At 36.3% G+C, this 26942-nt stretch carries 27 protein-coding genes, 4 tRNA genes and 1 rRNA gene; 17 read left to right on the top strand and 15 right to left on the bottom strand.

Annotation, left to right across the window (positions count from 1 at the left end):
- Nucleotides 1-122 precede the first annotated feature (122 nt).
- From O5637_RS09655 to O5637_RS09645, 3 genes are all read right to left on the bottom strand, one after another.
- A tRNA-Ala gene (locus tag O5637_RS09655) sits at nt 123-195 on the bottom strand.
- Between the two features lie 9 nt (nt 196-204).
- A tRNA-Ile gene (locus O5637_RS09650) sits at nt 205-278 on the bottom strand.
- A gap of 167 nt (nt 279-445) precedes the next feature.
- Nucleotides 446-1930, bottom strand: a 16S ribosomal RNA gene (locus O5637_RS09645).
- A gap of 642 nt (nt 1931-2572) precedes the next feature.
- On the opposite strand from O5637_RS09645, the gene O5637_RS09640 reads away from it, so the two are divergent.
- The gene (locus tag O5637_RS09640) at nt 2573-4024 is read left to right on the top strand and encodes a glycoside hydrolase 100 family protein (RefSeq protein WP_269604544.1); all 1452 of its coding nucleotides are present in this window, start codon (nt 2573-2575) and stop codon (nt 4022-4024) included.
- Here O5637_RS09640 and petD read toward each other — a convergent pair.
- Both petD and petB read right to left on the bottom strand, forming a co-directional pair.
- Entirely contained in the window at nt 4021-4503 is a 483-nt protein-coding gene (gene petD / locus O5637_RS09635) for a cytochrome b6-f complex subunit IV (protein WP_269604542.1), read from the bottom strand. The two genes, O5637_RS09640 and petD, sit on opposite strands and share 4 nt — an antisense overlap.
- Before the next feature lie 60 nt (nt 4504-4563).
- Nucleotides 4564-5220, bottom strand: coding sequence for a cytochrome b6 (gene petB / locus O5637_RS09630; RefSeq protein WP_011294336.1), 657 nt, complete (start codon nt 5218-5220; stop codon nt 4564-4566).
- 69 nt (nt 5221-5289) lie between these two features.
- Here petB and ctpZ point away from each other — a divergent pair, with 69 nt between their 5' ends.
- From ctpZ to O5637_RS09600, 6 genes are all read left to right on the top strand, one after another.
- Entirely contained in the window at nt 5290-6600 is a 1311-nt protein-coding gene (gene ctpZ / locus O5637_RS09625; protein ID WP_269604540.1) for a carboxyl-terminal processing protease CtpZ, read from the top strand.
- A gap of 2 nt (nt 6601-6602) precedes the next feature.
- Nucleotides 6603-7862, top strand: a complete 1260-nt coding sequence (locus tag O5637_RS09620; protein WP_269604539.1) for an HD domain-containing protein — start codon at nt 6603-6605, stop codon at nt 7860-7862.
- Between the two features lie 2 nt (nt 7863-7864).
- Nucleotides 7865-8512, top strand: coding sequence for a septum site-determining protein MinC (gene minC, locus O5637_RS09615; protein WP_269604537.1), 648 nt, complete (start codon nt 7865-7867; stop codon nt 8510-8512).
- 164 nt (nt 8513-8676) lie between these two features.
- The gene (minD, locus tag O5637_RS09610; RefSeq protein WP_269604535.1) at nt 8677-9492 is read left to right on the top strand and encodes a septum site-determining protein MinD; all 816 of its coding nucleotides are present in this window, start codon (nt 8677-8679) and stop codon (nt 9490-9492) included.
- A gap of 4 nt (nt 9493-9496) precedes the next feature.
- Nucleotides 9497-9844: a cell division topological specificity factor MinE gene (gene minE, locus O5637_RS09605; RefSeq protein WP_269604533.1), complete on the top strand. Its 348-nt coding sequence runs from the start codon at nt 9497-9499 to the stop codon at nt 9842-9844.
- Between the two features lie 121 nt (nt 9845-9965).
- Nucleotides 9966-10037: transfer RNA gene (locus O5637_RS09600), tRNA-Thr, on the top strand.
- A 193-nt stretch (nt 10038-10230) separates the two neighbouring features.
- On the opposite strand, the gene O5637_RS09595 is transcribed toward O5637_RS09600, so the two are convergent.
- The 4 genes from O5637_RS09595 to psbM all read right to left on the bottom strand — a co-directional run bounded on the left by O5637_RS09595 (nt 10231) and on the right by psbM (nt 12431).
- Entirely contained in the window at nt 10231-10830 is a 600-nt protein-coding gene (locus O5637_RS09595) for an L-threonylcarbamoyladenylate synthase (RefSeq protein ID WP_269604531.1), read from the bottom strand.
- The gene (prmC, locus tag O5637_RS09590; protein WP_269606977.1) at nt 10808-11629 is read right to left on the bottom strand and encodes a peptide chain release factor N(5)-glutamine methyltransferase; all 822 of its coding nucleotides are present in this window, start codon (nt 11627-11629) and stop codon (nt 10808-10810) included. Before prmC ends, O5637_RS09595 begins: the two co-directional genes overlap by 23 nt.
- Before the next feature lie 65 nt (nt 11630-11694).
- Entirely contained in the window at nt 11695-12135 is a 441-nt protein-coding gene (locus O5637_RS09585; protein ID WP_269604530.1) for an acyl-CoA thioesterase, read from the bottom strand.
- 137 nt (nt 12136-12272) lie between these two features.
- Complete coding sequence (gene psbM / locus O5637_RS09580; protein ID WP_011294327.1) at nt 12273-12431, bottom strand: photosystem II reaction center protein PsbM; 159 nt, start codon at nt 12429-12431, stop codon at nt 12273-12275.
- A 477-nt stretch (nt 12432-12908) separates the two neighbouring features.
- On the opposite strand from psbM, the gene psbB reads away from it, so the two are divergent.
- The 9 genes from psbB to O5637_RS09535 all read left to right on the top strand — a co-directional run bounded on the left by psbB (nt 12909) and on the right by O5637_RS09535 (nt 20343).
- Nucleotides 12909-14432, top strand: coding sequence for a photosystem II chlorophyll-binding protein CP47 (gene psbB, locus O5637_RS09575; protein WP_269604527.1), 1524 nt, complete (start codon nt 12909-12911; stop codon nt 14430-14432).
- Nucleotides 14433-14468: 36 nt separating this feature from the next.
- Nucleotides 14469-14564: a photosystem II reaction center protein T gene (locus O5637_RS09570; protein WP_011294325.1), complete on the top strand. Its 96-nt coding sequence runs from the start codon at nt 14469-14471 to the stop codon at nt 14562-14564.
- A gap of 188 nt (nt 14565-14752) precedes the next feature.
- Complete coding sequence (nrdR, locus tag O5637_RS09565; RefSeq protein ID WP_269604524.1) at nt 14753-15232, top strand: transcriptional regulator NrdR; 480 nt, start codon at nt 14753-14755, stop codon at nt 15230-15232.
- Nucleotides 15233-15335: 103 nt separating this feature from the next.
- Nucleotides 15336-16445 (top strand): 30S ribosomal protein S1, encoded by a 1110-nt coding sequence (locus O5637_RS09560; protein ID WP_269604523.1) that lies wholly within the window; start codon nt 15336-15338, stop codon nt 16443-16445.
- A 17-nt stretch (nt 16446-16462) separates the two neighbouring features.
- Nucleotides 16463-17251, top strand: a complete 789-nt coding sequence (locus tag O5637_RS09555; RefSeq protein ID WP_269604521.1) for an HAD family hydrolase — start codon at nt 16463-16465, stop codon at nt 17249-17251.
- A 24-nt stretch (nt 17252-17275) separates the two neighbouring features.
- Entirely contained in the window at nt 17276-18505 is a 1230-nt protein-coding gene (gene metK / locus O5637_RS09550; RefSeq protein WP_269604519.1) for a methionine adenosyltransferase, read from the top strand.
- Between the two features lie 18 nt (nt 18506-18523).
- Entirely contained in the window at nt 18524-19759 is a 1236-nt protein-coding gene (locus tag O5637_RS09545; protein ID WP_269604517.1) for an FGGY-family carbohydrate kinase, read from the top strand.
- A 95-nt stretch (nt 19760-19854) separates the two neighbouring features.
- Nucleotides 19855-20124, top strand: a complete 270-nt coding sequence (locus O5637_RS09540) for a DUF2470 domain-containing protein (RefSeq protein WP_269604516.1) — start codon at nt 19855-19857, stop codon at nt 20122-20124.
- A gap of 143 nt (nt 20125-20267) precedes the next feature.
- Nucleotides 20268-20343, top strand: a tRNA-Phe gene (locus O5637_RS09535).
- Nucleotides 20344-20708: 365 nt separating this feature from the next.
- Here O5637_RS09535 and O5637_RS09530 read toward each other — a convergent pair.
- The 6 genes from O5637_RS09530 to O5637_RS09505 all read right to left on the bottom strand — a co-directional run bounded on the left by O5637_RS09530 (nt 20709) and on the right by O5637_RS09505 (nt 25867).
- A complete protein-coding gene (locus tag O5637_RS09530; RefSeq protein ID WP_269604514.1) occupies nt 20709-20918 on the bottom strand; it encodes a hypothetical protein in 210 nt (69 codons plus the stop codon).
- 188 nt (nt 20919-21106) lie between these two features.
- Nucleotides 21107-21763, bottom strand: coding sequence for a CmcI family methyltransferase (locus O5637_RS09525; protein WP_269604512.1), 657 nt, complete (start codon nt 21761-21763; stop codon nt 21107-21109).
- Nucleotides 21764-21826: 63 nt separating this feature from the next.
- Entirely contained in the window at nt 21827-22429 is a 603-nt protein-coding gene (locus O5637_RS09520; RefSeq protein WP_269604511.1) for a 2OG-Fe(II) oxygenase, read from the bottom strand.
- On the bottom strand, nt 22429-24423 hold the full coding sequence (locus O5637_RS09515) for a tetratricopeptide repeat protein (protein WP_269604510.1): 1995 nt from the start codon (nt 24421-24423) through the stop codon (nt 22429-22431). Before O5637_RS09515 ends, O5637_RS09520 begins: the two co-directional genes overlap by 1 nt.
- Before the next feature lie 65 nt (nt 24424-24488).
- Nucleotides 24489-25088 carry a 2OG-Fe(II) oxygenase gene (locus tag O5637_RS09510; protein WP_269604508.1) on the bottom strand — a complete coding sequence of 200 codons (600 nt, stop codon included), beginning with the start codon at nt 25086-25088 and terminating at the stop codon, nt 24489-24491.
- Nucleotides 25088-25867, bottom strand: a complete 780-nt coding sequence (locus tag O5637_RS09505) for a tetratricopeptide repeat protein (RefSeq protein ID WP_332299748.1) — start codon at nt 25865-25867, stop codon at nt 25088-25090. Before O5637_RS09505 ends, O5637_RS09510 begins: the two co-directional genes overlap by 1 nt.
- Before the next feature lie 371 nt (nt 25868-26238).
- Between O5637_RS09505 and O5637_RS09500 the strand changes: the two genes are divergently transcribed.
- Nucleotides 26239-26844, top strand: a complete 606-nt coding sequence (locus tag O5637_RS09500; protein ID WP_269604506.1) for a methyltransferase domain-containing protein — start codon at nt 26239-26241, stop codon at nt 26842-26844.
- Nucleotides 26845-26942: the final 98 nt, after the last annotated feature.

Below are 26942 nucleotides of genomic sequence, written 5' to 3'. Positions count from 1 at the left end.
TGTGAGCCCAGCATGTTATCAACTTAAAAAAGATGATAAGAAGCTAGGTTCTTTTCAAATAGACAATCTAAGTCACATCTACAATTTTCCTCCGGAAATTTAGTTACCAGGGTAGGTTTCAGTGGAGGTAAGCGGACTCGAACCGCTGACATCCTGCTTGCAAAGCAGGCGCTCTACCAACTGAGCTATACCCCCAACAACGAATGGGCCATCCTGGACTTGAACCAGGGACCTCACCCTTATCAGGGGTGCGCTCTAACCACCTGAGCTAATGGCCCAGGAGAAACCCTTGTTGGGTGTGACCTAGACAAGTTTAGGAACTGAAATTAAAGGATTAATTTATAAAATTAATTCGAAAATCTGAGGTACCGATCGACCTTAAGGTGACAGGATTGCGGCCTAAGATAAATTACTTAGACATCACAATCAATTAATTGTCTCCCTGTTAGGAGGTGATCCAGCCGCACCTTCCGGTACGGCTACCTTGTTACGACTTCACCCCAGTCATCAGCCCCACCTTCGGCGTCCTTCTCCACAAGGGTTAAAGTAACGACTTCGGGCGTGGCCAACTTCCATGGTGTGACGGGCGGTGTGTACAAGGCCCGGGAACGTATTCACCGCAGTATGCTGACCTGCGATTACTAGCGATTCCTACTTCACGTAGGCGAGTTGCAGCCTACGATCTGAACTGAGCCACGGTTTATGGGATTTGCTAGCTCTCGCGAGTTTGCTGCCCTTTGTCCGTAGCATTGTAGTACGTGTGTAGCCCAGGACGTAAGGGGCATGATGACTTGACGTCATCCACACCTTCCTCCGGTTTATCACCGGCGGTCTTTCTAGAGTGCCCAACTAAATGCTGGCAACTAAAAACGTGGGTTGCGCTCGTTGCGGGACTTAACCCAACATCTCACGACACGAGCTGACGACAGCCATGCACCACCTGTCACTGCGTTCCCGAAGGCACCCTCTAATTTCTTAAAGGTTCGCAGGATGTCAAGCCCTGGTAAGGTTCTTCGCGTTGCATCGAATTAAACCACATACTCCACCGCTTGTGCGGGCCCCCGTCAATTCCTTTGAGTTTCACACTTGCGTGCGTACTCCCCAGGCGGAACACTTAACGCGTTAGCTACGACACCGAAGGGGTCGATTCCCCCGACACCTAGTGTTCATCGTTTACGGCCAGGACTACAGGGGTATCTAATCCCTTTCGCTCCCCTGGCTTTCGTCCATGAGCGTCAGTAATGGCCCAGCAGAGCGCCTTCGCCACTGGTGTTCTTCCCGATATCTACGCATTTCACCGCTACACCGGGAATTCCCTCTGCCCCTACCATACTCAAGCCAATCAGTTTCCACTGCCATGATGGAGTTAAGCTCCACGCTTTAACAGCAGACTTGAAAGGCCGCCTGCGGACGCTTTACGCCCAATAATTCCGGATAACGCTTGCCACTCCCGTATTACCGCGGCTGCTGGCACGGAATTAGCCGTGGCTTATTCCTCAAGTACCGTCATATCTTCTTCCTTGAGAAAAGAGGTTTACAGCCCAGAGGCCTTCGTCCCTCACGCGGCGTTGCTCCGTCAGGCTTTCGCCCATTGCGGAAAATTCCCCACTGCTGCCTCCCGTAGGAGTCTGGGCCGTGTCTCAGTCCCAGTGTGGCTGATCATCCTCTCAGACCAGCTACTGATCGATGCCTTGGTGAGCCATTACCTCACCAACAAGCTAATCAGACGCGGGCTCATCCTCAGGCGAAATTCATTTCACCTCTCGGCATATGGGGTATTAGCGGTCGTTTCCAACCGTTATCCCCCTCCTGAGGGCAGATTCCCACGCGTTACTCACCCGTCCGCCACTAACCCGAAGGTTCGTTCGACTTGCATGTGTTAAGCACGCCGCCAGCGTTCATCCTGAGCCAGGATCAAACTCTCCGTTGTAGTCAGGCCCTATTGTAAAAATTAATTCTACTCAGTCTGATTTGCTTCTCCCACTAATAACAGCACTGGCGTACTGACTGTGATTGTTGCCACCTTATTTAAATAAGGGTTCTAAAGAGTGCACTTAGTTTTATCTTCGTGACTTTCCCGGATCTCAGATCCGTCGTTGCTCTAACTCCGTAACACCAAATATCAAGATAGAGCCGTGAAACTCTAATCCGAAATAGTGACAGAATTATGCAACTAATTTCTTTTGACGGGACCTCACACCTTTATCGCAAATACATCCAATTAATAAATAATTGAACGCGATAAAAGCGTCAGTTCCTAAACTTTTAAGTTGTCCAGGTGCAATGTCTTTGACTTAAAAAGCCAAGAACATTTTCGATCTTGCGACCGTTTCTCAGCTTACAACACCAAAGGGTTTAGTCTTCGAATGTTGTAAAACTCCCACTTAACTAAAAAACTTTCGTAATTTCGCTAACTGAGTACGCTCCAGATTGACTTTTGCGCAGAAGAATAATTTAAACCATCAACGTACTTAGATGCAACAAAGTTGCAAATGAAATGTTTTACCTCTTACTATCAATATCAAAGGAGTAAGCCATAACTAGCTTTTAGCGATGGCAACAGATTATCTTAATGCCCGCACGTTTTAGCCAACAACACCAAAGGGTTCGCCCTAACTCGAATGAAGACAAAGTTGTTGCAAGAGCCAAAGAACATTTTGAAAAAACTCTGATTGAAATCTCTGGAGATATCGCAGGAAGTGTCGCGGCTTTAGAACATCCAACAAAAAATGATGCTCTCAATTATGGAGAGATCTTTTTAAGGGACAACGTCCCAGTAATGATTTATCTACTGACTCAAAAACGATTTGACATAGTCAAGAAATTCTTGACAGTAAGTCTCGATTTGCAAAGTACTACTTATCAAACTCGAGGGGTTTTTCCCACAAGCTTTGTAGAAGAAAAAGGAAAGTTAATAGCAGATTATGGTCAAAGATCTATTGGAAGAATTACCTCTGCTGATGCAAGCCTGTGGTGGCCGGTACTTTGTTGGCTGTATGTAAGAAAAAGTGGTGATCAAAGTTTTGGGACAAGTCAACAAGTTCAAAGAGGTGTTCAACTTCTTCTTGATTTAGTTTTGCATCCAACTTTTGAGGGGAATCCAGTTTTATTTGTACCAGATTGTTCATTTATGATCGATCGACCTATGGATGTTTGGGGAGCTCCTCTTGAGGTAGAAGTTTTGTTGCATGCATGCTTAAAAAGCTGCATTCAACTAATGGAATTAAGCAGAAAAAATCAAAAAAGTCGATTACTTGATCAAAGACTTGTTTTAACTCGTCAGTGGGTGCATGACCTTAGACAATTTCTTCTGAAACACTATTGGGTAACAAGCAAAACGATGCAAGTTCTAAGAAGAAGGCCTACTGAGCAATACGGTGAAGATCAACATCAAAATGAATTCAATGTCCAACCCCAAGTAGTCCCTTCATGGCTTCAAGATTGGCTCGAAAATAGAGGTGGATACCTTATTGGAAATATTAGAACTGGTAGACCAGATTTTCGTTTTTATAGCTTGGGGAATTCCTTAGCGTGCATGTTTGGAGTATTGACTGCACCGCAGCAGAGAGCATTATTTCGACTTGTTTTACATAACCGGGAACACCTCATGGCACAAATGCCAATGAGAATCTGTCATCCACCAATGGATATAGAGGAATGGCAAAATAAAACAGGCTCAGACCCGAAAAACTGGCCATGGAGTTATCACAATGGAGGTCATTGGCCAAGTCTTTTATGGTTTTTTGGTGCATCTATATTGCTTCATGAAAAACGTTATCCAAAAGCCGATGTTTTACTCATGGGACAGATGAGGGCTCTTATTGAAGAATGTTATTGGAGTCAATTGAATCAGCTCCCAAGACAAAAATGGGCAGAATATTTTGACGGGCCAACTGGTACATGGGTAGGTCAACAATCCAGAACTTATCAAACATGGACTATTGTTGGATTTTTATTACTTCATCACTTATTGAGAGCTAAGCCTGAGGATGTATTGATGCTGGATTTAGAGGAAAGTTTCTAAAACAAACCAAGAGTTAGAGATTTATCAATAGGTAAACATGCTCCTATACCCAGATACATTGTCAAAAATGTTCCAAACAAAAATAATGACATTGCAACTGGCCTTCTAAAAGGGTTAGCAAATTTATTGATATTTTCTATAAAAGGAAGAATCATCAAACCAAGAGGTATCAAAGTCTGGAGAGCAATTCCAAGTAACTTATTAGGTACAACACGTAAAATTTGAAAAACAGGGTATAAATACCATTCAGGAAGAATCTCCAATGGGGTTGCGAACGGATTAGCTTTATCTCCAAGGAATGCAGGATCAAGAACTGCTAAGCCAACAACACATGCAATGGTCCCAAGAATAACCACAGGGAAAATATACAACAGGTCATTGGGCCATGCTGGTTCGCCGTAGTAATTATGCCCCATTCCTTTAGCAAGTTTTGCTCTTAATTTTGTATCAGCTAAGTCAGGTTTCTTAAGAGTAGACATGATTTAAGAAAATTTTTAAGATAATTGAGTTTTATTGGAATATATATTTTTAATTTTTAATTATAATGGTCCGGAGATTCCTTGTTTTCTAATCATTAGAAAGTGCATCAACATAAATACTGCTAATAGCCATGGCATTACGAAAGTATGAAGACTGTAAAACCTTGTCAAAGTTGACTGCCCAACACTCTCACCACCTCTTAAAAGTTCAACCATAAAGTCTCCAATTACTGGAATAGCAGCAGGTACTCCAGAAACAATTTTAACTGCCCAATAACCGACTTGATCCCAGGGCAATGAATAACCTGTGACTCCAAAAGCAACTGTTATAACTGCCATAACTACGCCAGTTATCCATGTCAATTCTCTGGGTCTTTTAAATCCCCCAGTTAAATAAACTCGAAAAACATGCAAAATAAGCATAAGCACCATCATTGAGGCACTCCATCTATGAACTGATCTAATCAACCAACCAAAGCTGACGTCTGTCATTAGGTAACTGACTGAGCTATAAGCTTCAGTTACAGTAGGCTTGTAATAAAAGGTCATCGCGAATCCAGTCGCGAATTGAATCAAAAAACAAACCAGTGTTATTCCACCAAGACAATAAAAAATGTTGACATGTGGAGGAACGTATTTTGAAGTGACATCATCAGCTATGTCCTGTATCTCAAGACGTTCCTGGAACCAGTCATAAACCGGTGAAGAGTTCGCCATCCACTTATGCACTGTACTTTCAAATATCTTACTCGATGTGCCCCTTGGTCGCCGCAAAAGATCAATCCAATGCTTTCATCTGTTAAATCTTTAACTAAGCTACTGCAAAGATTTTTTGCAGTAATAATTTGTTTTGGTATTTTATTTCAAGTCTTTACTCAGCCCGCTTTTGCCCTGAATGATGGACAATTACTTGTTATTGAGGCCTGGAATCTAGTTAATGCGGGTTTTTTAGATCCTAAGAAATTTGATGAAATTCAATGGAAAAGATTGCGTCAAAAAGCTCTTGAAAAGCCAATAAACAACTCTCAACAGGCTTATTCAGCTATAGAGGCAATGCTTCTTCCTCTTGGAGATCCCTATACACGTTTACTAAGACCAGTTGATTATGAAGCGATGAAGAAAAGCAATATAGGGAGTGAAATAAATGGCGTTGGACTTCAGCTAGGGGCTCGAAAAGAAGATGGAGAGATAGTTGTGATATCTCCTCTTGAAGGCTCTCCCTCCTCGGATGCGGGTATTAAAAGTGGAACAATTTTAAAAAAAGTCAACGGTCAATCTCCCAAACAATTAGGACTTGAAGCAACAGCAGCAAAATTAAGAGGACAAACCGGAACGCAAGTAATCGTTGAATTAGAACAACCTGACAATGAAATAACAGAAATTTCTTTAGAAAGAAGAAGTGTTGATTTAAGACCAGTTAGGACTAAGAGGATAAGAAATGAATCTCATACATTGGGTTACTTAAGAATTACACAATTTAGTGAGGGAGTCCCTGAGCAAGTCAAGGAAGCATTGGAAGAGCTCTCTGACAAAGAAATAGATGGACTAATTTTGGACTTAAGGAATAACTCTGGAGGTCTTGTAAGTTCTGGACTCGCCGTTGCTGACGATTTCCTAAGCAATATGCCGATTGTTGAAACAAAAAAAAGAGATTCCATAAATGATCCAATCAGTTCTGGGATAGAAACTCTTTATGACGGCCCCATGGTTACTCTTGTAAATGAGGGGACAGCAAGCGCTAGTGAAATTCTTGCTGGTGCTCTTCAAGACAATAAAAGATCTGAACTTATAGGTAATAAAACTTTCGGGAAAGGCCTCATACAATCTCTAACCAATCTCAGCGATGGGAGTGGTTTAGCTGTAACAGTTGCAAGCTATTTAACTCCAAGTGGAAGAGACATACAAAATCTTGGAATTGATCCTGATCGCCTCTTGGAAATGCCAGAGCCACTTAACCCAGGTTCTGATGATGACAGATGGCTTTTAGATGCAGAGCTAATCATGCAAGCTACTTTGGACAAAGAAGAAGTCTCAGAAAAATTATCAAAAGAGAATCAAGTAAAAGAAGAACAATTAAAAAGCCAAGAAATTAAATAGTAATGTCAACAAGAACTTATTATGACCCTCTGCATCAATCTATTAAATTAAGCAGCTCAATTCCAGAGGAGAAAATGGTTATGGAATTAATAGATTCCTCTCCATTTCAAAGATTAAGAAGAATCAAACAACTAGGACCTGCTTATTTAACGTTTCATGGTGCAGAATCAAGCAGATTTACTCATTCTCTTGGTGTATTTCATATTGCAAGAAGAGCAATAAATCATTTATCTGAGATGAATTCTAGATTAAAAGAGCACAAATTCATTCTCTACGGTGCTGCTCTTTTACATGATCTAGGTCACGGACCACTAAGTCATACAAGTGAGGAAATATTCAAAATCAAGCACGAAGAATGGACAGCAAAATTAATAAATTCAAATCAAGAAATTACTATGATACTTAATAAATATGGGAAGGGAAATGCAAAAGCAATTTCAGATCTAATCCAATCGAGGAAAGCCTCAGAAAAATCAATAATTTCTTTAATTAGTAGTCAGCTTGATTGTGATAGGCTTGATTACCTAATGAGGGATAGCTATACAACAGGAGCAAGATACGGTCAGTTAGATATTGATCGAATAATATCAGCAATGATAATTGCACCAGATGGAGATTTAGCAATACACCCTAAAGGATTAATGGCAGTTGAGCATTATTTAGTAATAAGGAATCTTATGTATAGAAGCGTATACAATCATAGATTAAATGAAGTTTGCAATTGGTTATTAGAACAAATCATAAAAACAGCAAGAAAAATTGGACCAAAAAAAGTATGGGCTGATGGAAACATGTCTGAATGGCTATGGAATCATGAAGAAATGAGCCTAGAAAGTTTTTTATCTAATGATGACATAGTAACTTGTTATCATATTAATAAATGGCAATACTCTAGTTCTGATAATTTATCTAATCTTTGTAAACGTTTTATAAATAGAAATTTATTAAAAGCATTAAATTTATCCTCCTTCTCTTTAGAGATAAGGCTAGAAGCTCTAGCAAAAGCTAGAATACTATCAGAAAAATATTACATGGAGCCAGATATCTCCTGTGGATTAAGAGAGCAAGTGGTTAAAAGCTATCATCCTTATAAATATGGACTTCGTTTATGGGATGGAGAAAACTTACAGGCTCTAGAGGAAGTTTCACCATTAGTTGAGAGATTAATAGAGCCTAATCAATCTTCATGGTTGATTTATCCTAAAGAAATAGAAAGTGAGTTAAAAATAGAGATAGAAAATCTAAAAATGAAACATAATTAAAAATGAATTCAAAGACTCAAAAAATTATTATTAATCTCGAAGATAGTAAATATCTAAATTGGAAATTATGCTTAAGAAATAAATTAAAAAATCTGAAGTCAAGCAACATAGAAATCGATTGTAAAAATCTCGATCTTTCATGTACAGAAATATCAGATATAATTTCAATTGTAAATCAATCTAATTGTAAAGTAATTAGTTTTTATTCATCATCTTCAAAGACAATAGTAAGCTCTCAATCATTAGGTTATAAATCTCAATTTATTCTTGAAAACGATTCATACGAAAACTTAAAAACAAAAGAAAAAGATTTGACTGTTTCAAAAACTAACTTTCATCAAGGGACTGTAAGATCAGGAGAATATCTTGAAAGCCCTGGGGATTTGTTAATCCTTGGAGATGTAAATCCAGGGGCAAAAGTTAGTGCAGAAGGAAATATTATTATATGGGGAAGACTTCTTGGGATTGCCCATGCAGGCAACAAAGGCAACTCTAAAGCAACTATTTCGGCACTTCATTTTAGACCTGTTCAACTAAGAATCGCTAAAAAAGTTGCCAGAGGGCCTAAGGAGAAGCCTCAACTTGGTCTTGCAGAGCAAGCAAGAATAGATTCCGAAGTAATTATAATTTCCCCACTCGAGAACACATAGTACGAGAAGTTAATCCAAATAGGATTTACAAATAAAATCAAGAATAAATTACTACTTAAGACCTGAGAGATGTCTTCAAAAGCAAACCCAATGCAATCGATCTGACAATAAAGCTTTTTTCTTCATCAAAATCGAACTAAAATTTGTCGAATCCAAGGAGGTCCGTGGCGACAGATACGCGTGTAATTCTTATTTGCTCAGGGAAGGGTGGTGTCGGCAAGACAACCCTTACAGCAAATCTTGGCATTTCACTGGCAAGGCAGGGGTTAAACACTGCTGTCTTAGACGCAGATTTTGGTCTGCGAAATTTGGATTTACTTTTAGGTCTTGAAAATCGAATTGTGTATACGGCACAAGAAGTTCTTGAGGAGGAATGCAGGCTTGATCAGGCCTTAGTCAAGCACAAGCAAGAATCTAATCTATCTTTACTTCCTGCTGGGAATCCAAGAATGCTTGATTGGTTAAAACCAGATGATATGAAGCGTATAGTCGATATGTTAAAAGAACAGTTCAATTACGTTTTAATTGACTGCCCTGCAGGAGTTGAAGATGGATTTAAAAATGCTATGGCAGCCTCTCAAGAAGCAATTGTAGTTACCAACCCTGAGGTATCAGCAGTAAGAGATGCAGACAGAGTAATTGGTTTACTTAATACAAATTCTATTAAACCAGTCCAGTTAGTTCTTAATAGAGTTAGACCAAAGATGATGGCAAACCAAGAAATGCTTTCTATCAATGATGTAACTGATATTTTAGCCTTACCTTTACTTGGTCTTGTATTAGAAGATGAACAGGTAATTGTCAGTACAAACAGAGGTGAGCCTCTAACTTTAAATAGCGTTAATTCCCCAGCAGCTAAATGTTATTTAAATATTGCCAAGAGATTACAAGGAGAAGATATTCCACTTATTGACCCAATAGAGGAGAGTTCGGGATTTGGTGCGAAATTTAGAAGACTAATGCAAACAAAAATTTTCTAAAACAATGGCAATGACACTTAGAGACATTATCAACAAGTTGCTACGTAGGCAGCCCGCTAGCGCTAGCACTGCGAGAGAGAGGTTGCAACTTGTTTTAGCTCATGATCGATCAGATCTCAGTACAGAACTTTTAGATCAAATGAGAAGAGAAATACTTGAGGTAGTAGCTAAGTATGTAGAGATAGATGTCGATGAAGGCGCAGTAAGCCTTGAGACAGAAGATCGCATGACCGCATTAGTTGCGAACCTACCAATAAAAAGAACTATGAATGGTCAAATCAAACTTAAAGAGCCTAAGGATCAGCCAAAAGAAAATCCTCAACAAACTGAAGCCACAGATAAAAATTCTTAATCACTGAAAAGATTGCATTCATTGTGTTGGATGAGATCAAAAAGAAACTTAAAAATTATTTTCAACAAATTTCCTATATGGATTAACTTTTAGATTACTTTCTTAGGTAATATAAAAAAAAGCCGGCTTAGCTCAGCGGTAGAGCAGCGCTTTTGTAAAGCGAAGGTCATCAGTTCAAATCTGTTAGCCGGCATTTTAGAAAGCAGAGCTAAAAATATCTATTTAGATTCACCAGAGACAATCCAAATAAAAAAAACAAAAACAAAGAAGTTGAAAAACTTTAATTGATAAATCCAATCAAAACCAATCATGGGCAATCTAAACACCCACCAAAAAAGAAACTGCAAAAATAAAACGGTCACAAGCAGATAAATCATTCTTGTCTTTTAATTCAAAACAACTGAACCAGCTCTTAATAAATTCCAGTCCCCTTCTCTCCATTCAACAACTGTGCTTGCGAGACCAGAGGAATTTGGCCAAGGAACAGGAGCAAGTATTGGAATCCCAGGGAATTTAATCGAAGCTTCTAAAGCATCTTTAACAGGTGCTTCTCCAGAAATGTTTGCACTAGTAGTTGCAAGAGGACCTGTTTTTATAAGCAAATCTCTTGCAAGCTTTTGGGCGGGGACTCTGAAACCTAGAGAATTAGAATGACAATTTAGATTCTCAGAAAAATTTCCTGTTGTTGGCAAAACAATTGTTAAAGCTCCAGGCCAATAAATTTTTGCCAATTTCAAGCCGTCTTCTTTGGCACAAGGATGAACAAACTCAAATAAATCATCCAAGCATCCTCCCATTAATATAAGTGGCTTAGTTGAAGGCCTTTTCTTGATAGCCCATATTTTCTTTGAGTATTTGGGGTATGAACAAAGTGCTGGCAAAGTATCAGTAGGGAATAAAGCTAAAGATCCCTTTCTCAACTTTAAAGCCAAGTCAGAAACTCCCAATTGCTCGATGATCATTTCATTTTTTACGGCAAATTGCATAACGCTTAATTCCACTTAAATCTTTTTCAAAGGAAACTTCTTCCATTCCAATATTCTTCATGACATCAATTATCTTTTCACTTTGATCATAATGATGTTCAAGAATTAACCAACCTCCTTTAGCAAGTCCATTTGATGCCCCGAGAATGATTTTTCGAGAAGCATTCATTCCATCCTCTCCACCATCCAAAGCTATACGAGGCTCATGGTTTTTAACAACTGGTTCTAACTCTGCAATTAAGTCAGAAGGTATATAAGGAGGATTACTTAAAACTAGATCAAAGCTTCCCCACCATCTTTTCAAAGGTTCCCACCAATCTCCCAAAGAAAATCTCACATTCGCATTAGGAACAATAGATTTTAAATTTCTTTTTGCGAGGTCTAAAGCTTCATTACAAATATCAGAGGCATGTCCATTCCAATTAGGAAGAGATTTAGCTAAAGATACTGCAATCGGTCCAGAGCCCGTACCTAGATCAGCCCATCTTCCACGATCAATATGAGTCACTTTTTTCAAAGCAAAATCAATCAAAAATTCTGTTTCTTGCCGAGGGATCAGAGCCTCTGATGAAGCCTCTAACTCAACATCTCTCCAGGGACATTTAGAAATCAAATATTGAAGTGGTGTTTGATCTTTCAAATGAGATTCCCAAATAGATTCTAATTCTTCAGTTGAGATTTCTAAGAAAATAAAATGCTCAGGATTCAAAATTATCTTTTGCAACTTAATCCAAGAAACTCCAGCAGCTATATCTAAAAGCCAATCAAAATCAACTTTACTTCCTCCTTTCAATATCATTTTTTTTCTCCATTGAAGAAAAGTATTACCAGTAATGGAGTTGACAATCAAAATAATATAATGATTTAAAATTCAGGTCCTTCTTCAAGGAGTAATAATATATTTTTTATTTGTACTGGTAAATCTCTAACTAACTTTATTGAATTATTTATTTTGTTTACGACAACAAGACCTATTGAGGCTTCTGCACCAATATCACCATTTGATTTCAAAAATAAAGTTTTACAATTAAGTCTTATTTTATTTTCCAGCTTAAATTGACTATTTAATAAAACCTTTTCCCCATGAAAAAAAGATATTTTATATTTTATTTGCATAGAAATCACTATTATTTCAAAGCCTTGTTTGGATAATTCGGAATATGAGCATCCAACTTTATCTAATGCATCGATTCTCCCCTCTTCTAAGAAATCTAAATAAGAGCCATGCCACATAACTCCTGCATGGTCAGTGTGCTGAGGAAGAACTGTTTTTTTTAATTTCCATCTATTATTTGCTGCACTCATCCTAAAGAAGAACAAATTATCTTAGTCTTTTAATTTAACGTATAAGTATTTGAAGCCATACCTTTACGGTAAAACTTCAAAAATTTTAAATACCTCAAGCAAATACTTGAGAACTTTTATTTGATTTAAGTCCTAAATTACTTTTTAGGCTCAGGGCTCAATCTACCCTTGCTGGTATCAGAATAAAAGCTTGATTTCTCGCCATCGCTGGTAGAAACGAAAAGGCCAATAAGAAAGATCGTTGGTACTCCAACAAATAAAAGACTTGCGGCAAATCCAAAACTAGTGGTTTCCATACCCAGGTTTTTACTCAGAACAATTTTAACTGAAACAAACTATATATCCCTTAAGCAAAAAAACTGGGTTTTAAATCAAAGAGACTGAGATTTTGTAATTTGCCGAAAAATTACGATTTTAAAACCCTATTCAATTATTTGGATTTGATATGGCCAAAAAAATTTCCCAAACTTATCGGTTTTAAGTAAATTCATTGCCGATTTTCAGTTTTTTTAAAACTAATTGGTTATAAAAAAGTCTTAAAATTACAAAATAAATTTAAATTCAACAAATTCTTTTTTTTCTTCTTTTTTTCATCTTTTCTAGTCTATCACTGTCTATTCGCCATTTTTAGACCCTCAAAACCAGTTAGATTTGACTCAAGAGTGTCAAAAGTCATTTCAGGTCTCTACATCCTGTGCCTTAACTCAAGCAATACCATTTACGATCTTTCCAGTCTTGCTGCATTAAGCAGCTTCGTTACACGAACCTGACCCATGGGATTGCCCTGGTATCGGGTGCACACAGTCGTTATCAACGACCCTGGCCGCCTCTTGGCCGTGCACCTCATGCATACTGCTTTGTTAGCCGGCTGGGCCGGCTCAATGGCCTTATATGAATTGGCCATTTTTGATCCTTCTGATCCAGTACTTAATCCAATGTGGCGCCAAGGCATGTATGTCATGCCGTTTATGGCCCGCCTAGGAATTACAGGTAGCTGGAACGGATGGGATATAACCGGAGCAACCGGAGTTGACCCCGGATTCTGGAGCTTCGAAGGTGTTGCTGCAGCTCATATAGTTTTCAGTGGTCTTTTAATGCTCGCTGCCGTATGGCACTGGACATATTGGGACCTTGAATTGTGGGAAGATTCCCGCACTGGAGAACCAGCTTTAGATCTTCCAAGAATATTTGGAATCCATCTTTTCTTAGCTGGCTTGACATGCTTTGGGTTTGGCGCATTTCATTGCTCAACTGTAGGCATATGGGTTTCTGACCCATATGGATTAACCGGGCATGTAGAAAAAGTTGCTCCAGTCTGGGGTGCAGAAGGATTTAATCCATTTAATGCTGGAGGGATTGTCGCCAATCACGTTGGGGCAGGACTTTTAGGAATAATTGGTGGAATATTCCATATCACCAATAGACCTGGAGAAAGGCTATATAGGGCTTTAAAGCTAGGTAGCCTAGAGGGCGTTCTAGCAAGTGCTCTAGCAGCTGTTCTTTTTGTATCCTTCGTAGTCGCTGGAACCATGTGGTATGGATCAGCAACAACTCCAGTTGAATTATTTGGTCCAACCAGATATCAATGGGATTCTGGGTATTTCAAAACTGAAATCAACCGCAGAGTTCAAGAGTCTATGAATGATGGTGCTTCGAAAGCTGAAGCTTATGAAGCCATTCCTGAGCAACTTGCTTTCTATGACTATGTCGGCAATAGTCCAGCAAAAGGAGGACTATTCAGAGTTGGAGCAATGGTTAATGGCGATGGAGTTCCAAGTGGATGGCAAGGTCACATCTCATTTACTGATAGCGATGGCAATGACTTAGAAGTAAGAAGAATTCCAAATTTCTTTGAAAACTTCCCAGTCATTCTTGAAGACAAGGATGGGAACGTTAAAGCTGACATTCCTTTCCGTCGCGCCGAAGCTAAGTACTCTATTGAACAAACTGGAGTAACAGCTACTGTTTATGGTGGTGAATTAAATGGTCAAACATTTACTGATCCAGTCATAGTAAAGCGTTTAGCTAGAAAGTCTCAACTTGGAGAAGCATTCAAGTTTGATAGAGATCGCTACAAGTCTGATGGTGTATTCAGAAGCTCTCCAAGAGCCTGGTTCACTTATGCACACTTGTGCTTTGGCTTGTTATTCCTCTTCGGGCACTGGTGGCACGCCGCAAGAACTCTATTTGGCGACAGATTCTCAGGTATCGATCCAGAGCTTGGGGATCAAGTTGAGTTTGGTCTCTTCAAAAAACTAGGAGACGAATCAACGCGCCGAGTTCCAGGTCGAGCCTAACTCAGGATTCTTTACCCCCTTATACCGAGAACTTAGATGGAAGCTTTCTCCTACGTGCTAATACTTACTTTGGCACTTGTAACTCTCTTCTTTGCTGTAGCATTTCGCGATCCTCCGAAATACGACAAGTAAAAGTCACAAAAAAAGCCCTGAAATTTCAGGGCTTTTTTTGTGACTGGACCTTAATTTAAAATTTTTATTAACTTCATTCTTCAATAACAAATACAATTTATTTAATTAAAAAGTAGTTTTATTTAATCTTCCCCTTCTCATAAGCCAAATAAATGTTTAAAGTTAGTTAAATCATTGAAAAGGGCTGCATGCAGTGCCCATCTTGCCAAAATACAGACAGTCGAGTTCTTGAATCTCGTTCCGCCGATTCTGGAAGAAGCGTCAGAAGAAGAAGGGAGTGCTTAAATTGCGACTTCCGATTTACTACTTATGAAAGAGTGGAAACTACACCAATTACTGTTTTAAAAAGAAGTGGAGCAAAAGAATTATTTAATCGAAGTAAAATAGTTAATGGTATAAACAGAGCATGTGAAAAAACACTTGTAAATGGATCTCAAATTGAATTTATTGTTGATGAAATTGAACTAGAACTTAATCAAGGAATTCGAAAAGAAGTAAAAACAAATGAGATTGGAGAAATGGTTCTTTCACAATTAAAAGATATTAATGAAGTTGCATACATAAGATTTGCCTCTGTTTATAGACAATTTGATGGGATAAATGATTTTATGAAAACCCTTGAATCACTAAAACCAATAAAAAAAGAACAATTGGCATCAGTTCTTTAACTAGAAAGACCTATCAATAAAGTAGAATTTAAGCTCAATATGGTCGGCGGGCCATTTTGTATTTCTATCGCACTGTCCTAAAAAGGCAGACCGTCATTCAAGCATGTCCGAAAATCAAGCAAGCAAAGTTCAAGAAAAGAATCCTGAAAAAGAAACATCAATACCTGAAGAAACTATCTCAAATTCTGTAAGTGCTGAATTAGAAGAGAATTCCAATAATGAATTAAAAGAAGAAGATATCCCAAAAAACATTCCTGCTGCTGATAACTCTTCAAGCAGAGTTAATAAGAGTGATCTTGAAAGTGCAGGCTTCACTCTTGATGAATTTGCATCTTTACTAAGCAAATATGACTACAACTTTAAACCTGGAGATATAGTAAATGGAACTGTTTTTGCTCTTGAATCCAAAGGAGCAATGATTGACATTGGTGCAAAAACAGCTGCTTTTATGCCAATGCAAGAAGTATCCATAAATAGAGTCGAGGGCCTGAGTGATGTTTTACAGCCTTCAGAAATTAGAGAATTTTTTATAATGACGGAAGAGAATGAGGATGGTCAATTATCCTTATCAATTAGAAGAATTGAATATCAACGAGCTTGGGAAAGAGTTCGACAATTGCAAAAAGAAGATGCAACAATTTATTCAGAAGTTTTTGCTACAAATAGAGGTGGAGCGCTAGTTAGAGTTGAAGGACTTAGGGGCTTTATTCCTGGATCCCATATAAGCACTAGAAAGGCGAAAGAAGAACTAGTTGCTGATTTCCTACCTTTGAAATTTTTAGAAGTTGATGAAGAAAGAAATAGGCTCGTCCTAAGTCATCGCAGGGCTTTGGTTGAAAGAAAAATGAATCGTCTTGAAGTTGGAGAAGTTGTTGTAGGAGCAGTTAGAGGAATCAAACCTTATGGTGCATTTATAGACATTGGGGGTGTAAGTGGGCTGCTTCACATTTCCGAGATAAGTCATGAACATATTGAAACTCCCCACTCTGTATTAAACGTCAATGACCAAATGAAAGTCATGATCATAGACCTAGATGCTGAAAGAGGACGAATTTCCCTTTCTACTAAGGCACTTGAACCAGAGCCAGGAGATATGCTGACAGACCCTCAAAAAGTTTTTGATAAAGCTGAGGAGATGGCCGCAAGATATAAACAAATGCTTCTTGAGCAAGCTGAGGAAGGAGAAGATCCTATTGCAGTAATGACTATTTGATTATTGAATTTATAGGAATGGCAGAGCTGTTAATAAAAAATAGTTCTGTTGGTTTTATTAAAGCAATAATATTTGATAAGGATGGAACATTATCGAATAGTGAGGAATACTTATTAGAACTAGCCAAAACTAGAGTAGATTTTGCAGTTGCCAAATTTAGAAAATTAAAAATAAACAATTTTAAAATCTTTTTATTAAAAAAATTACTTAATTCTGTTTATGGATTAACAAATCAAACTCTTTCAGCTAATGCAAGTCTAGCAATTGCATCGAAAGAACAAAATATTATATCTACAGCAACAATATTCACTATTTTTGGTTTTGATTGGTTTAAATCAATTTCAATAAGTCAAACAATATTCGATGAAGTAGATATTTTCCTTGCTAAAAATAAAAATAATAGACAGAAGCGCAAGAAATTAATTTCTGGGGCATTTGATCTATTAGCTTCTATCAAAAATAAAGGTGTAAGTATTGCATTAATGACGAATGATACACAAGTTGGCATCGAAGAATTTATTTCCAGCAATCAACTAGAGGGTATGTTTGATTATCTTTGGAGTGCTGAGAATAAACCGTCAAAACCCAACCCAAAAGCAGTTATAGAACTTTGCAAAAGAATGCTAATAAATCCTTCAGAATGTGCACTTATTTCAGATGCTGATACTGATTTAAAAATGGCCAAAGAAGCTGACATACCAATAATAATAGGCTTTAGTGGTGGATGGAAAAATCCTCCCATTCTCACCGAAACACAATTCATTATCGAAAAATTAAATGAATTAAATATTCAGATAAACACCTAAAGTAGTATTCAAGTCAGATTTCCAATGAGTAGATACGTTTTTACCTCTGAATCGGTAACAGAAGGGCATCCCGATAAAATTTGCGATCAAATAAGTGATGCTGTTTTAGATGCTCTTCTAACTGAAGATCCAACAAGTAGGGTTGCATGTGAAGCAGTAGTAAATACTGGATTATGTCTAATAACTGGAGAAATAACTTCTAAAGCGGAGGTTGATTTCAATAAGCTTGTTAGAGAGGTCATCAAAAACATTGGCTATGAAAGTGCAAGTGCTGGTGGCTTTGATGCTAATAGCTGCGCAGTCCTAGTTGCACTTGACCAACAGTCCTCAGACATTGCTAAAGGAGTAGATGAAGCTGAAGACCATTCAACAGACCCACTAGATCAAGTTGGTGCTGGCGATCAAGGAATTATGTTTGGATTTGCTTGTGATGAGACTCCTGAACTTATGCCATTGCCAATTAGTCTCGCTCATCGATTAGCAAGACGATTGGCATTAGTGAGGCATCAAAAATTAATTGATTATCTTTTACCTGATGGGAAAACCCAAGTAAGTGTCTCATATGAAAACGGATTACCCAGCTCCATAGACACAATTCTGATTTCTACTCAACACAAATCAGAAGTCAATGGAATAACTCTTGAAGATGAAATCCAAAAAATAATTGCAAAAGACCTATGGGAATTAGTTGTCGAGCCAGCCACAGAGGACCTAGCTCTAAAACCTTCACTAGAAACTACTCGTTTTCTAGTGAATCCAACAGGAAAATTTGTAATTGGAGGACCGCAAGGAGATGCAGGACTCACAGGTCGCAAAATAATCGTAGACACATATGGTGGATATGCTCGCCATGGTGGTGGAGCGTTTTCTGGAAAGGATCCTACAAAAGTTGATAGATCAGCAGCTTATGCAGCAAGATTTGTCGCGAAAGCTTTGGTTGCAGCAAATCTTGCAAAAAAAGTTGAAGTCCAACTTAGTTATGCAATTGGTGTAGCCAAACCAGTCTCAATACTTGTTGAGTCTTATGGCACCGGAAAAGTTTCAGACGCTGAATTAACTCAACTAGTTCAAGAACAATTTGATTTAAGACCAGGGGCAATTATTAAATCTTTTAACCTACAAGAACTTCCTAGACTAAGAGGAGGACATTTTTATAAAGATATTGCAGCTTATGGTCATTTTGGAAGAACTGATATATCTCTTCCATGGGAAGATGTTTCTCAAAAAGCCAAAGAAATCAATTTACTCGTGTAAAAAGATTTAAATCAAAAAATGTTAAATGATTCTCTTGTACTTGGCATAGATCTTGGTACATCGGGTACAAGAATTGCAATAATCAATACTAAAAAAAAAATACTATTCACATCATCAAAAACATACTCTAAAGGTCTCGAAATATCGGAAGACTGGATAAATAGCCTCAAAAATCTAATACAAGAAATTCCAAAAAGTCTAAAAGAAAAATTGGTTTCTTGTTCAATAGCGGGTACTTCTGGAACACTTTTAGCATGCAAAAGAAATGGAGAACCTTTAGGAAAAGCCCTACCTTATTTTGTATCTTGTTCGGAATATTCATACGATATTAAAAAGATATTTACCAAAGAATGTGCTGGCTCAAGCATAAGTGGAAGTGTTGGGAGAGCATTAAGACTTATAGCCTTATACGGTAATGAAATAATCTTAAGGCACCAAGCAGATTGGGTGAGTGGATGGCTTATCAATAATTGGGAATATGGTGAAGAAGGTAACAATATTAGGATGGGATGGGAAATATCAAATAGTTCATGGCCAGCAAAATTTCAAAATTTAAAATGGTTAAAATGTCTTCCTAAAATAATTCCTTCAGGACAAATAATGGGAAATATATGTATTAAAAAAGCCCATGAATTAAATTTACCAAAAAACCTTCAAATCATAGCAGGAACGACAGATTCTAATGCTGGAGTTTTAGCAACTTTACCTAATAAAAATGATGGTATAACAATCCTTGGTAGCACAATAGTTATTAAGAAGTTTGTTAATAAAGCCCTTTCAGGCAAAGGCATATCAAATCATAAATTATTTGGGAATTGGTTATCTGGGGGAGCATCTAATGCAGGGGCAGCGATACTCTTAGATTTCTTTGATATTGAATATATTGAAGAACTAAGCAAACAAATAAATCCTAATAAGTCTACCGGATTGAATCTTCTTCCACTATCAAATCAAGGCGAAAGATTCCCAATAGATGATCCCAGTTTAAAACCTAAACTTGAGCCCAGACCAGTAAGTGATTCTCTTTATCTACATGCATTATTTGAAGGATTGGCGAAAATAGAAGCGAAAGGCTGGCAGAAACTTCATGAATTAGGAGCTGATTTACCTAAGCGAATAATTACTATTGGAGGAGGTGCAAAAAATATTACTTGGAAAAAAATAAGAGAAAAAGAAATCGGTATACCAATAAAAGTTTGCAATACCCCACCCGCAGCAGGAGTGGCAAGTATTGCATTGCAGAGATTATTATGAATAAAGGATTAAATTCTTTATGAAATTTTTAATTTTACTTTCTTTAAACTTAACTAAATTATTAATTAATTCCAAAGTCAATAGTAAAAAAACTTATGAATCCCGAACCAATCACCCAAGAGTCAAGTACAAGAATATGTAATCATATGAACAAGGACCATAAGGATGCAGTCAATGCATATGCAAAATATTATGGAAAAGTTAAAACTTTTAAATCAGCAACAATGATAAGCATATCTAAAGAATCTCTCCAGCTTCAAATTGATAACAAGACATTGGAAATAAAATTTGATCATATTCTTCAAGACTGCTCAGATGCTCATAAAACATTGGTTCGGATGATTAAAGCTATTCCTACGTTATGAAATTTGCTTACAACAAAACCATGGAGAAGCTAGCGTTCTCATGATTTTCAAATTACGTTTGCAATTGACAAAAGAAAATTAAGGAGATTTCAATTTATTTTTCTATAAAGTACTTACGAATTGGTAGATTATCAAGGGTTAATGCCGGGATAGCTCAGTTGGTAGAGCAGGCGACTGAAAATCGCCGTGTCCCCAGTTCAAATCTGGGTCCTGGCACCATTATTAAGCACCGAAAGGTGCTTTTTTAATGCCTATTTACCATCAATTCACTATGCTGTAACCGCCTATCACAACAATGTTTTAGAGAGAAATAGAATATGCCTTCCGTCGAAAACAAGGGTATTAGAGGCGATTCCGAGAGGAGTAAAACTGGTATGTAAGTACCCGATAAGTCCCATAACAACTCACTTACATAACCATCAGGGTCAGTCCACACGCAAAAAAGCATAAAGAAAGAGCACCTGTAACGGTAGGTGCTCTCTAATCCAAATGAGGAATAGGATCTTCTGTTCTATGTATTAACTAAATCTTTTCTACGCTCTCGCTCAAAATAAGCATCGTCTTGGTAGGCGGATTTGTTCTTTTCATACGGCATTAGAAAATATCCTCCCAAATGATCTACTTTCTTGCTCCATAACTCTGTGCTTGTAAGCAAGAAGTTTTGGATACGCTCTAAGAATCTCAGCAACCGTATCTGCTTTGGATAGATTGAACTGTTCTGAATACTCCTCAATTAGTTGAGATAGGTCATCATTTCTGCTTGAAATATTTAACCAAATGCCTTGTTTTCTCATTTGATTTTCATATTTTTATAATAATTATTTATTCGCCTTTAGAAACCCAAAATTGATAAATAGATCTGAAAGTATTGGCATCCTTCTCTTTAAAACGTACTCATTTCTGTAAGCCTGGTTGTTTTGTATCTTCTTATAAATTGTATTTATATAATAATTTGTTTGATTCAATAATAAAAACTTAATAACTATACTTTTCTAAAAATAGAGTTTATATTCCAACTATTATTCATTCCCCAAAAATCGCAAAAATAAGTATCAACTTCATAATTCAGATTTCTTATACCATTCTCAGATTGTATTGTCTCTTGATACTTTATTTGATCTAACGTATCTTCTATTACTAGATAATCTCCAGATCTTAAGAAAGGATCAATAGATCTAACTATCTCGTCAACATTTACATGAGAGTCTTCAATAATTAGAATTGGGCTTTCCATATTTTCGAATAAATCTCTACTTTTATCTATAAATTCATTGATTTTGTTATTGTCAAGTTGATGGTATTTTATTTTGCTATCTTCTGGAAGTTTTACTCTGTCTGGGTTAATATCAAAAGTATGAATTTTACAATCTAATGATAGAGATTTCATAATATCTTCCATCCATAGAGAACTACCTCCATCATATGTTCCAAATTCCAATATAGTTTTAGGCTTTATTTCTTGTATCATCATCATGTAGATACTTAGAGTCATTGGATCTTTCATTAATGTAAGCCCTTTCCACTTATGTTTATTCCATTTAGAGGCTTTTATTGTCTGAGTATAACTTTGAAGGAAAGCAGCTGATAATTGATAAATTACTGTAGCAAACTTCCTATTTTTAATATTTACAAATCTCATTTATTTTTTTGAATTTTGAAATACTAATATTATTGTAATAGGTCTGAATTGTTAGAATATGTTTTATTTTGGAAATGTTAACCAGCCAGTAATAATATATTTTGAACCTGTATTTACAATATTACCTTTATGTGAGTGAGTCCATTCAGCTGGCCAAATAATAGTTAGTCCCTTTCGAGGTTTTATATCTAAATCATAATGTGAGAAATATGTTGATCCTCCATCTTCTACATCATTTAAATAGGTCATAAATGCTAATAATCTGTGAAGTGTACCTAGATTGGATCGTTCAGTATGTATTCTTTTAAAGTGCTGACCAGGTCTATATTTTCCTATATTGAATCTACCTATTTCAAGAGTAGAAACAATTGATGCTAGAAATGGCCATTGTTTATTATAGTCTTTATATAATTCATATAAGCTCGCAAAGTATTTATTGAATATTTCGTTGCCTTTTAGATTTATATCTTTTGGAGACATAGATATATCGCTTCTGTCTTTAGTTTCTAAACTGATACCTCCAAGACCAGTTGCACCTTTTATTTGTTTTTCTTTATTCTTATCATAATAAGCTATTATTTGATCACATAATGAAGATTCTATTTCCCATGAACCTATAAAGTTAGGAGAGAGTTTTGATTTCTCTAAATTTACTCGCTTTGTCATTAGATTCTCGAAAATCCTTTCTTAAGATCAAATATAATTGAGCCATCTCCTTCTCTGATATTTTGTATACCTTCAATATGCTTTCCCTGATTTAAAAGCACTTTTCCGATAGCAGCTATACATTTTTTAGGTTCAATTTTGTTTTCTTTTGCTTTTTTGTAGTTGTACAAAGCCTCATCAAACTTAGCACTAGCTTTTAAAATATTGCCTAAGTAAAAATATGCTTCCCCTATATTAGGATTATATTTAATTGCTTTGCGAGTCGATAATTCTGCTTCTTGTAATTTGCCAAGATCACTCAATATGATTCCCCGATTAGAATGAGCCTCTGCGTAATCAGGTTTTATTTCAATTGCTTTGCGATATGACAATTCTGCTTCTTGAAGTTTGCCAAGATCTTTCAATATGATTCCCAGATTGTAATGAGCCTCTGCGTAATCAGGTTTTATTTCAATTGCTTTGCGAGTCGATAATTCTGCGTCTTTTAATTTACCAAGAGCTCTCAATATATTTCCTAGATTGGAATAAGCCTCTGCGTAATCAGGTTTGATTTCAATTGCTTTGCGGTATGACAATTCTGCTTCTTGTAATTTGCCAAGATCCTTTAATATATTTCCCAGATTAGAATGCACCTCTGCGAAATCAGGTTTTATTTCAATTGTTTTGCGATATGACAATTCTGCTTCTTGTAAGTTGCCCATATCACTCAATATAATTCCCAGATTGTAATGAGCCTCTGCGTAATCAGGTTTGATTTCAATTGCTTTGCGATATGACAATTCTGCTTCTTGTAAGTTGCCCATATCACTCAATATAATTCCCAGATTGTAATGAGCCTCTGCGTAATCAGGTTTGATTTCAATTGCTTTGCGAGTCGATAATTCTGCTTCTTTTAATTTACCAAGATCTTTCAATATATTTCCCAGATTGGAATGAGCATCTGCGTAATCAGGTTTGATTTCAATTGCTTTGCGAGTCGATAATTCTGCTTCTTTTAATTTACCAAGATCTTTCAATATAATTCCCAGATTGTAATTAGCATCTGCGTAATCAGGTTTGATTTCAATTGCTTTGCGATATGACAATTCTGCTTCTTGTAAGTTGCCCATATCACTCAATATAATTCCCAGATTGTAATGAGCCTCTGCGTAATCAGGTTTGATTTCAATTGCTTTGCGAGTCGATAATTCTGCTTCTTTTAATTTACCAAGAGCTCTCAATATATTTCCTAGATTGGAATGAGCATCTGCATAATCAGGTTTGATTTCAATTGCTTTGCGAGTCGATAATTCTGCTTCTTTTAATTTACCAAGAGCTCTCAATATGATTCCCAGATTGGAATGAGCATCTGCGTAATCAGGTTTGATTTCAATTGCTTTGCGAGTCGATAATTCTGCTTCTTTTAATTTACCAAGATCTTTCAATATGATTCCCAGATTGTAATGAGCATCTGCGTAATCAGATTTGATTTCAATTGCTTTGCGATATGACAATTCTGCGTCTTGTAATTTACCAAGATCTTTCAACATGATTCCCAGATTGTAATGAGCATCTGCGTAATCAGGTTTGATTTCAATTGCTTTGCAATATGACAATTCTGCTTCTTTTAATTTACCAAGATCTTTCAACATGATTCCCAGATTGTAATGAGCATCTGCGTAATCAGGTTTGATTTCAATTGCTTTGCAATATGACAATTCTGCTTCTTTTAATTTACCAAGATCTTTTAATATAACTCCATAATTAGAAAAAACTCGGTGATCTTTAAAACCTTGATTTATACAATACTGATAAAGTTCACCTGCTTCTATAATATTTCCTTTTAGGTGAAACTGAATTGCTTGATTAATTATTTGTTCTTTAGAAGGTTTAGAAGAAGTATTTGTATTAACAGTAATATTTTCTTTGATTTCTTTGAACTCATATGGAACTGAGTATGTTTTTACTTCAGTGACTTTTTTCTTTACTTCTCCTTCCTGAGTAGAGCCATCCATCTTCTCTTATCTTTTCTCTCTTGTGGTTCTTCAGATTTTACTACTTAAATTAGGTTATTTTTTAATTAATAACTAAAATCTATCCAACCACTAATAATATATTTTAATCCGGATTTTAATATTTTGCCTCTATGTGCGTGGGTCCATTCAGCAGGCCAGATTAAAGTTAATCCTTTTTTAGGTTTTATATCAAGATCATAATTACTAAAGTATGTAGAACCACCTTCCTCTACATCATTCAAGTAAGTCATAAATACAAAAACGCGATGAAGTGTGTCCAAGCTAAAACGTTCAGTATGTATTTTCTTGAAATGCTGCCCAGGTTTATATCTAACCATTGCGAATGTCCCTATTTCATATGCTGTAGGATTATTTTCTAAAAACTCCCATTGAGAAATATAATCTTTATGACATTTATGAATTTCTTCGATATAATTTTTAAAAATTTCATTTCCAGGTATAAGTATATCTTTTGGTTTTATAGATAAATCTGTAGTGTCTTTGATTTCTGGATTTAATCCCGATGCGGTTACCCCTAAATATTGTTTGCTTTTATTTGCTTCAAAATATTTTATTAATTCATCACATAATGAAGTTGGTTTGATAATCCAGGAGCTAATAAATGTGGGATTAGATTTTGGTTTTGCTAATATTACTCTTTCCATTATTTAAAAAACTTTATTGTTTTTGATGGAGAACGATAATCCATTTTTACACAACCATCTCCCTCTCTTAATTTCTGAATACCTTCTTTATGCTTACCTTGCCTCATTAAAACTGATCCAAGTGAGGAAATTACATTATCTAAGCTTTTATTAAGACAAATCGCTTTGCGTAGTGATAATTCTGCCTCTTGTAACTTTCCAAGATCGTTCAATATGATTCCGAGATTGTAATGTCCGGCTGCGAAATCAGGTTTGATTTCTATTGCTTTGCGAATAGATAATTCTGCTTCTTGTAATTTGCCAAGATCACTCAATATGTTTCCTAGATTCAAATGAGCATCTGCGTAATTAGGTTTGATTTCTATTGCTTTGCGATATGACAATTCTGCTTCTTGTAATTTGCCAAGATCTTTTAATATGTTTCCCAGATTGTGATGAGCATTAGCGAAATTAGGATTAAGTTCAATTGCTTTGCACTGTAAAGATTCTGCTTCTTTTAATTTGCCAAGATCTTTTAATATAACTCCATAATTAGAAAAAACTCTGTGGTCAATCAAACCTTGCTTAATGCAATATTGATAATATTTTGCTGCTTCTGAAATGTTTCCTTGTGAATGAAAATTAAATGCTTGATTGATTATTTCTTCTTTAGAAGTTTCAAATGAATTATTAGTAGAAATAATAATGTTTTCTTTAATTTCTCCTAGAGCAAATGGAACGGAGAATACTTTCACTTCAGTGATCTTATTTTGTCCTTCTTCTTGAATAGAATTATACATCTTTTCTTATATTTTATATTTTTTGTGTTTCCAATTTTACTACTAAAGACAAGCAGATAATTCAAATTGGTTGGTTTCCTGAAGTTGCTTACATATCTACTAACCAGAATCTTTCTGCAAAAATTCTAACGCTAATGATTTAACTGCTTGCTTCTCCTTGAATGATATTCTTTGGCAAGTCTTTTTATCACCAGTACTTATGAATGGCTCTTTAATCAGACAAAACTCCTCAAAAATGTACTGTTATGGAAATCAAGGTTCAAAAAGAGACTATAAAGTACTGTATTTTTTGATTATTTCTGCAAATTAATATGTAGTAAATATTTAATTCATATACCAATATGAGAATCTATACATAACGTGAGATCAATATGCACGAAACTAGCAAATCTATTTTTCACAAAATAAAAGATTCTAGATATGGGACAAGATATATAGTCGGGAACGGCATTGATATAGGATCAGGTGAAGATTGTTTATCACAGTATGGCGAATTTTTTCCTTTAATGAACTCTTGCCGAGCATGGGATACACCCGATGGAGATGCTCAATTAATGGAGAGTATTGAAGATAACTATTTCGATTTTGTTTATTCATCACATTGCTTAGAGCACACGGTGAATCCTTATATATCACTTGACAATTGGATAAGAATATTAAAACCTGGTGGTCATCTTGTTTGCACTATTCCCGATGAGGACCTTTATGAGCAAGGGATATTCCCATCAACATTCAATCACGATCACAAGCATACGTTTACAATACACAAAAAAAAATCATGGTCTAATAAAAGTATTAATTTAATCCAAATGTTGTCAAATACTTCCTTGCCTATTGAAATTAAAAAAATTGAATTGCTTGATGCGACATTCAGATACAACTTAAACCAGAAAATAAATATTCCCAGATTTGATCAAAGTATGACTCCAATAGGAGAGTGTGCAATTGAATTCGTCTTGAAGAAGATTATGCTCTGAAGTTATCAAAAAGTATAGTAATTTACCCCAAACTTTGATTTTTTTAGGGAAATGTTGGTTTATTACCTATTTAATTCTTACATATATTTCATGTTTTC

The organism is Prochlorococcus marinus str. MIT 0917, from assembly GCF_027359575.1.
GTDB lineage: Bacteria > Cyanobacteriota > Cyanobacteriia > PCC-6307 > Cyanobiaceae > Prochlorococcus_B > Prochlorococcus_B marinus_D.
This window is presented reverse-complemented; position numbering and strand designations above follow the sequence as displayed.

What these genes read in the sequence shown, in the direction of transcription:
- O5637_RS09640 (WP_269604544.1), top strand. Translation starts at nt 2,573, where the DNA reads ATGCCCGCACGTTTTAGCCAACAACACCAAAGGGTTCGCCCTAACTCG.
- petD (WP_269604542.1), bottom strand. Translation starts at nt 4,503, where the DNA reads ATGTCTACTCTTAAGAAACCTGACTTAGCTGATACAAAATTAAGAGCA.
- petB (WP_011294336.1), bottom strand. Translation starts at nt 5,220, where the DNA reads ATGGCGAACTCTTCACCGGTTTATGACTGGTTCCAGGAACGTCTTGAG.
- ctpZ (WP_269604540.1), top strand. Translation starts at nt 5,290, where the DNA reads ATGCTTTCATCTGTTAAATCTTTAACTAAGCTACTGCAAAGATTTTTT.
- O5637_RS09620 (WP_269604539.1), top strand. Translation starts at nt 6,603, where the DNA reads ATGTCAACAAGAACTTATTATGACCCTCTGCATCAATCTATTAAATTA.
- minC (WP_269604537.1), top strand. Translation starts at nt 7,865, where the DNA reads ATGAATTCAAAGACTCAAAAAATTATTATTAATCTCGAAGATAGTAAA.
- minE (WP_269604533.1), top strand. Translation starts at nt 9,497, where the DNA reads ATGGCAATGACACTTAGAGACATTATCAACAAGTTGCTACGTAGGCAG.
- O5637_RS09595 (WP_269604531.1), bottom strand. Translation starts at nt 10,830, where the DNA reads ATGCAATTTGCCGTAAAAAATGAAATGATCATCGAGCAATTGGGAGTT.
- prmC (WP_269606977.1), bottom strand. Translation starts at nt 11,629, where the DNA reads ATGATATTGAAAGGAGGAAGTAAAGTTGATTTTGATTGGCTTTTAGAT.
- O5637_RS09585 (WP_269604530.1), bottom strand. Translation starts at nt 12,135, where the DNA reads ATGAGTGCAGCAAATAATAGATGGAAATTAAAAAAAACAGTTCTTCCT.
- psbM (WP_011294327.1), bottom strand. Translation starts at nt 12,431, where the DNA reads ATGGAAACCACTAGTTTTGGATTTGCCGCAAGTCTTTTATTTGTTGGA.
- psbB (WP_269604527.1), top strand. Translation starts at nt 12,909, where the DNA reads ATGGGATTGCCCTGGTATCGGGTGCACACAGTCGTTATCAACGACCCT.
- O5637_RS09570 (WP_011294325.1), top strand. Translation starts at nt 14,469, where the DNA reads ATGGAAGCTTTCTCCTACGTGCTAATACTTACTTTGGCACTTGTAACT.
- nrdR (WP_269604524.1), top strand. Translation starts at nt 14,753, where the DNA reads ATGCAGTGCCCATCTTGCCAAAATACAGACAGTCGAGTTCTTGAATCT.
- O5637_RS09560 (WP_269604523.1), top strand. Translation starts at nt 15,336, where the DNA reads ATGTCCGAAAATCAAGCAAGCAAAGTTCAAGAAAAGAATCCTGAAAAA.
- O5637_RS09555 (WP_269604521.1), top strand. Translation starts at nt 16,463, where the DNA reads ATGGCAGAGCTGTTAATAAAAAATAGTTCTGTTGGTTTTATTAAAGCA.
- metK (WP_269604519.1), top strand. Translation starts at nt 17,276, where the DNA reads ATGAGTAGATACGTTTTTACCTCTGAATCGGTAACAGAAGGGCATCCC.
- O5637_RS09545 (WP_269604517.1), top strand. Translation starts at nt 18,524, where the DNA reads ATGTTAAATGATTCTCTTGTACTTGGCATAGATCTTGGTACATCGGGT.
- O5637_RS09540 (WP_269604516.1), top strand. Translation starts at nt 19,855, where the DNA reads ATGAATCCCGAACCAATCACCCAAGAGTCAAGTACAAGAATATGTAAT.
- O5637_RS09530 (WP_269604514.1), bottom strand. Translation starts at nt 20,918, where the DNA reads ATGAGAAAACAAGGCATTTGGTTAAATATTTCAAGCAGAAATGATGAC.
- O5637_RS09525 (WP_269604512.1), bottom strand. Translation starts at nt 21,763, where the DNA reads ATGAGATTTGTAAATATTAAAAATAGGAAGTTTGCTACAGTAATTTAT.
- O5637_RS09520 (WP_269604511.1), bottom strand. Translation starts at nt 22,429, where the DNA reads ATGACAAAGCGAGTAAATTTAGAGAAATCAAAACTCTCTCCTAACTTT.
- O5637_RS09515 (WP_269604510.1), bottom strand. Translation starts at nt 24,423, where the DNA reads ATGGATGGCTCTACTCAGGAAGGAGAAGTAAAGAAAAAAGTCACTGAA.
- O5637_RS09510 (WP_269604508.1), bottom strand. Translation starts at nt 25,088, where the DNA reads ATGGAAAGAGTAATATTAGCAAAACCAAAATCTAATCCCACATTTATT.
- O5637_RS09505 (WP_332299748.1), bottom strand. Translation starts at nt 25,867, where the DNA reads ATGTATAATTCTATTCAAGAAGAAGGACAAAATAAGATCACTGAAGTG.
- O5637_RS09500 (WP_269604506.1), top strand. Translation starts at nt 26,239, where the DNA reads ATGCACGAAACTAGCAAATCTATTTTTCACAAAATAAAAGATTCTAGA.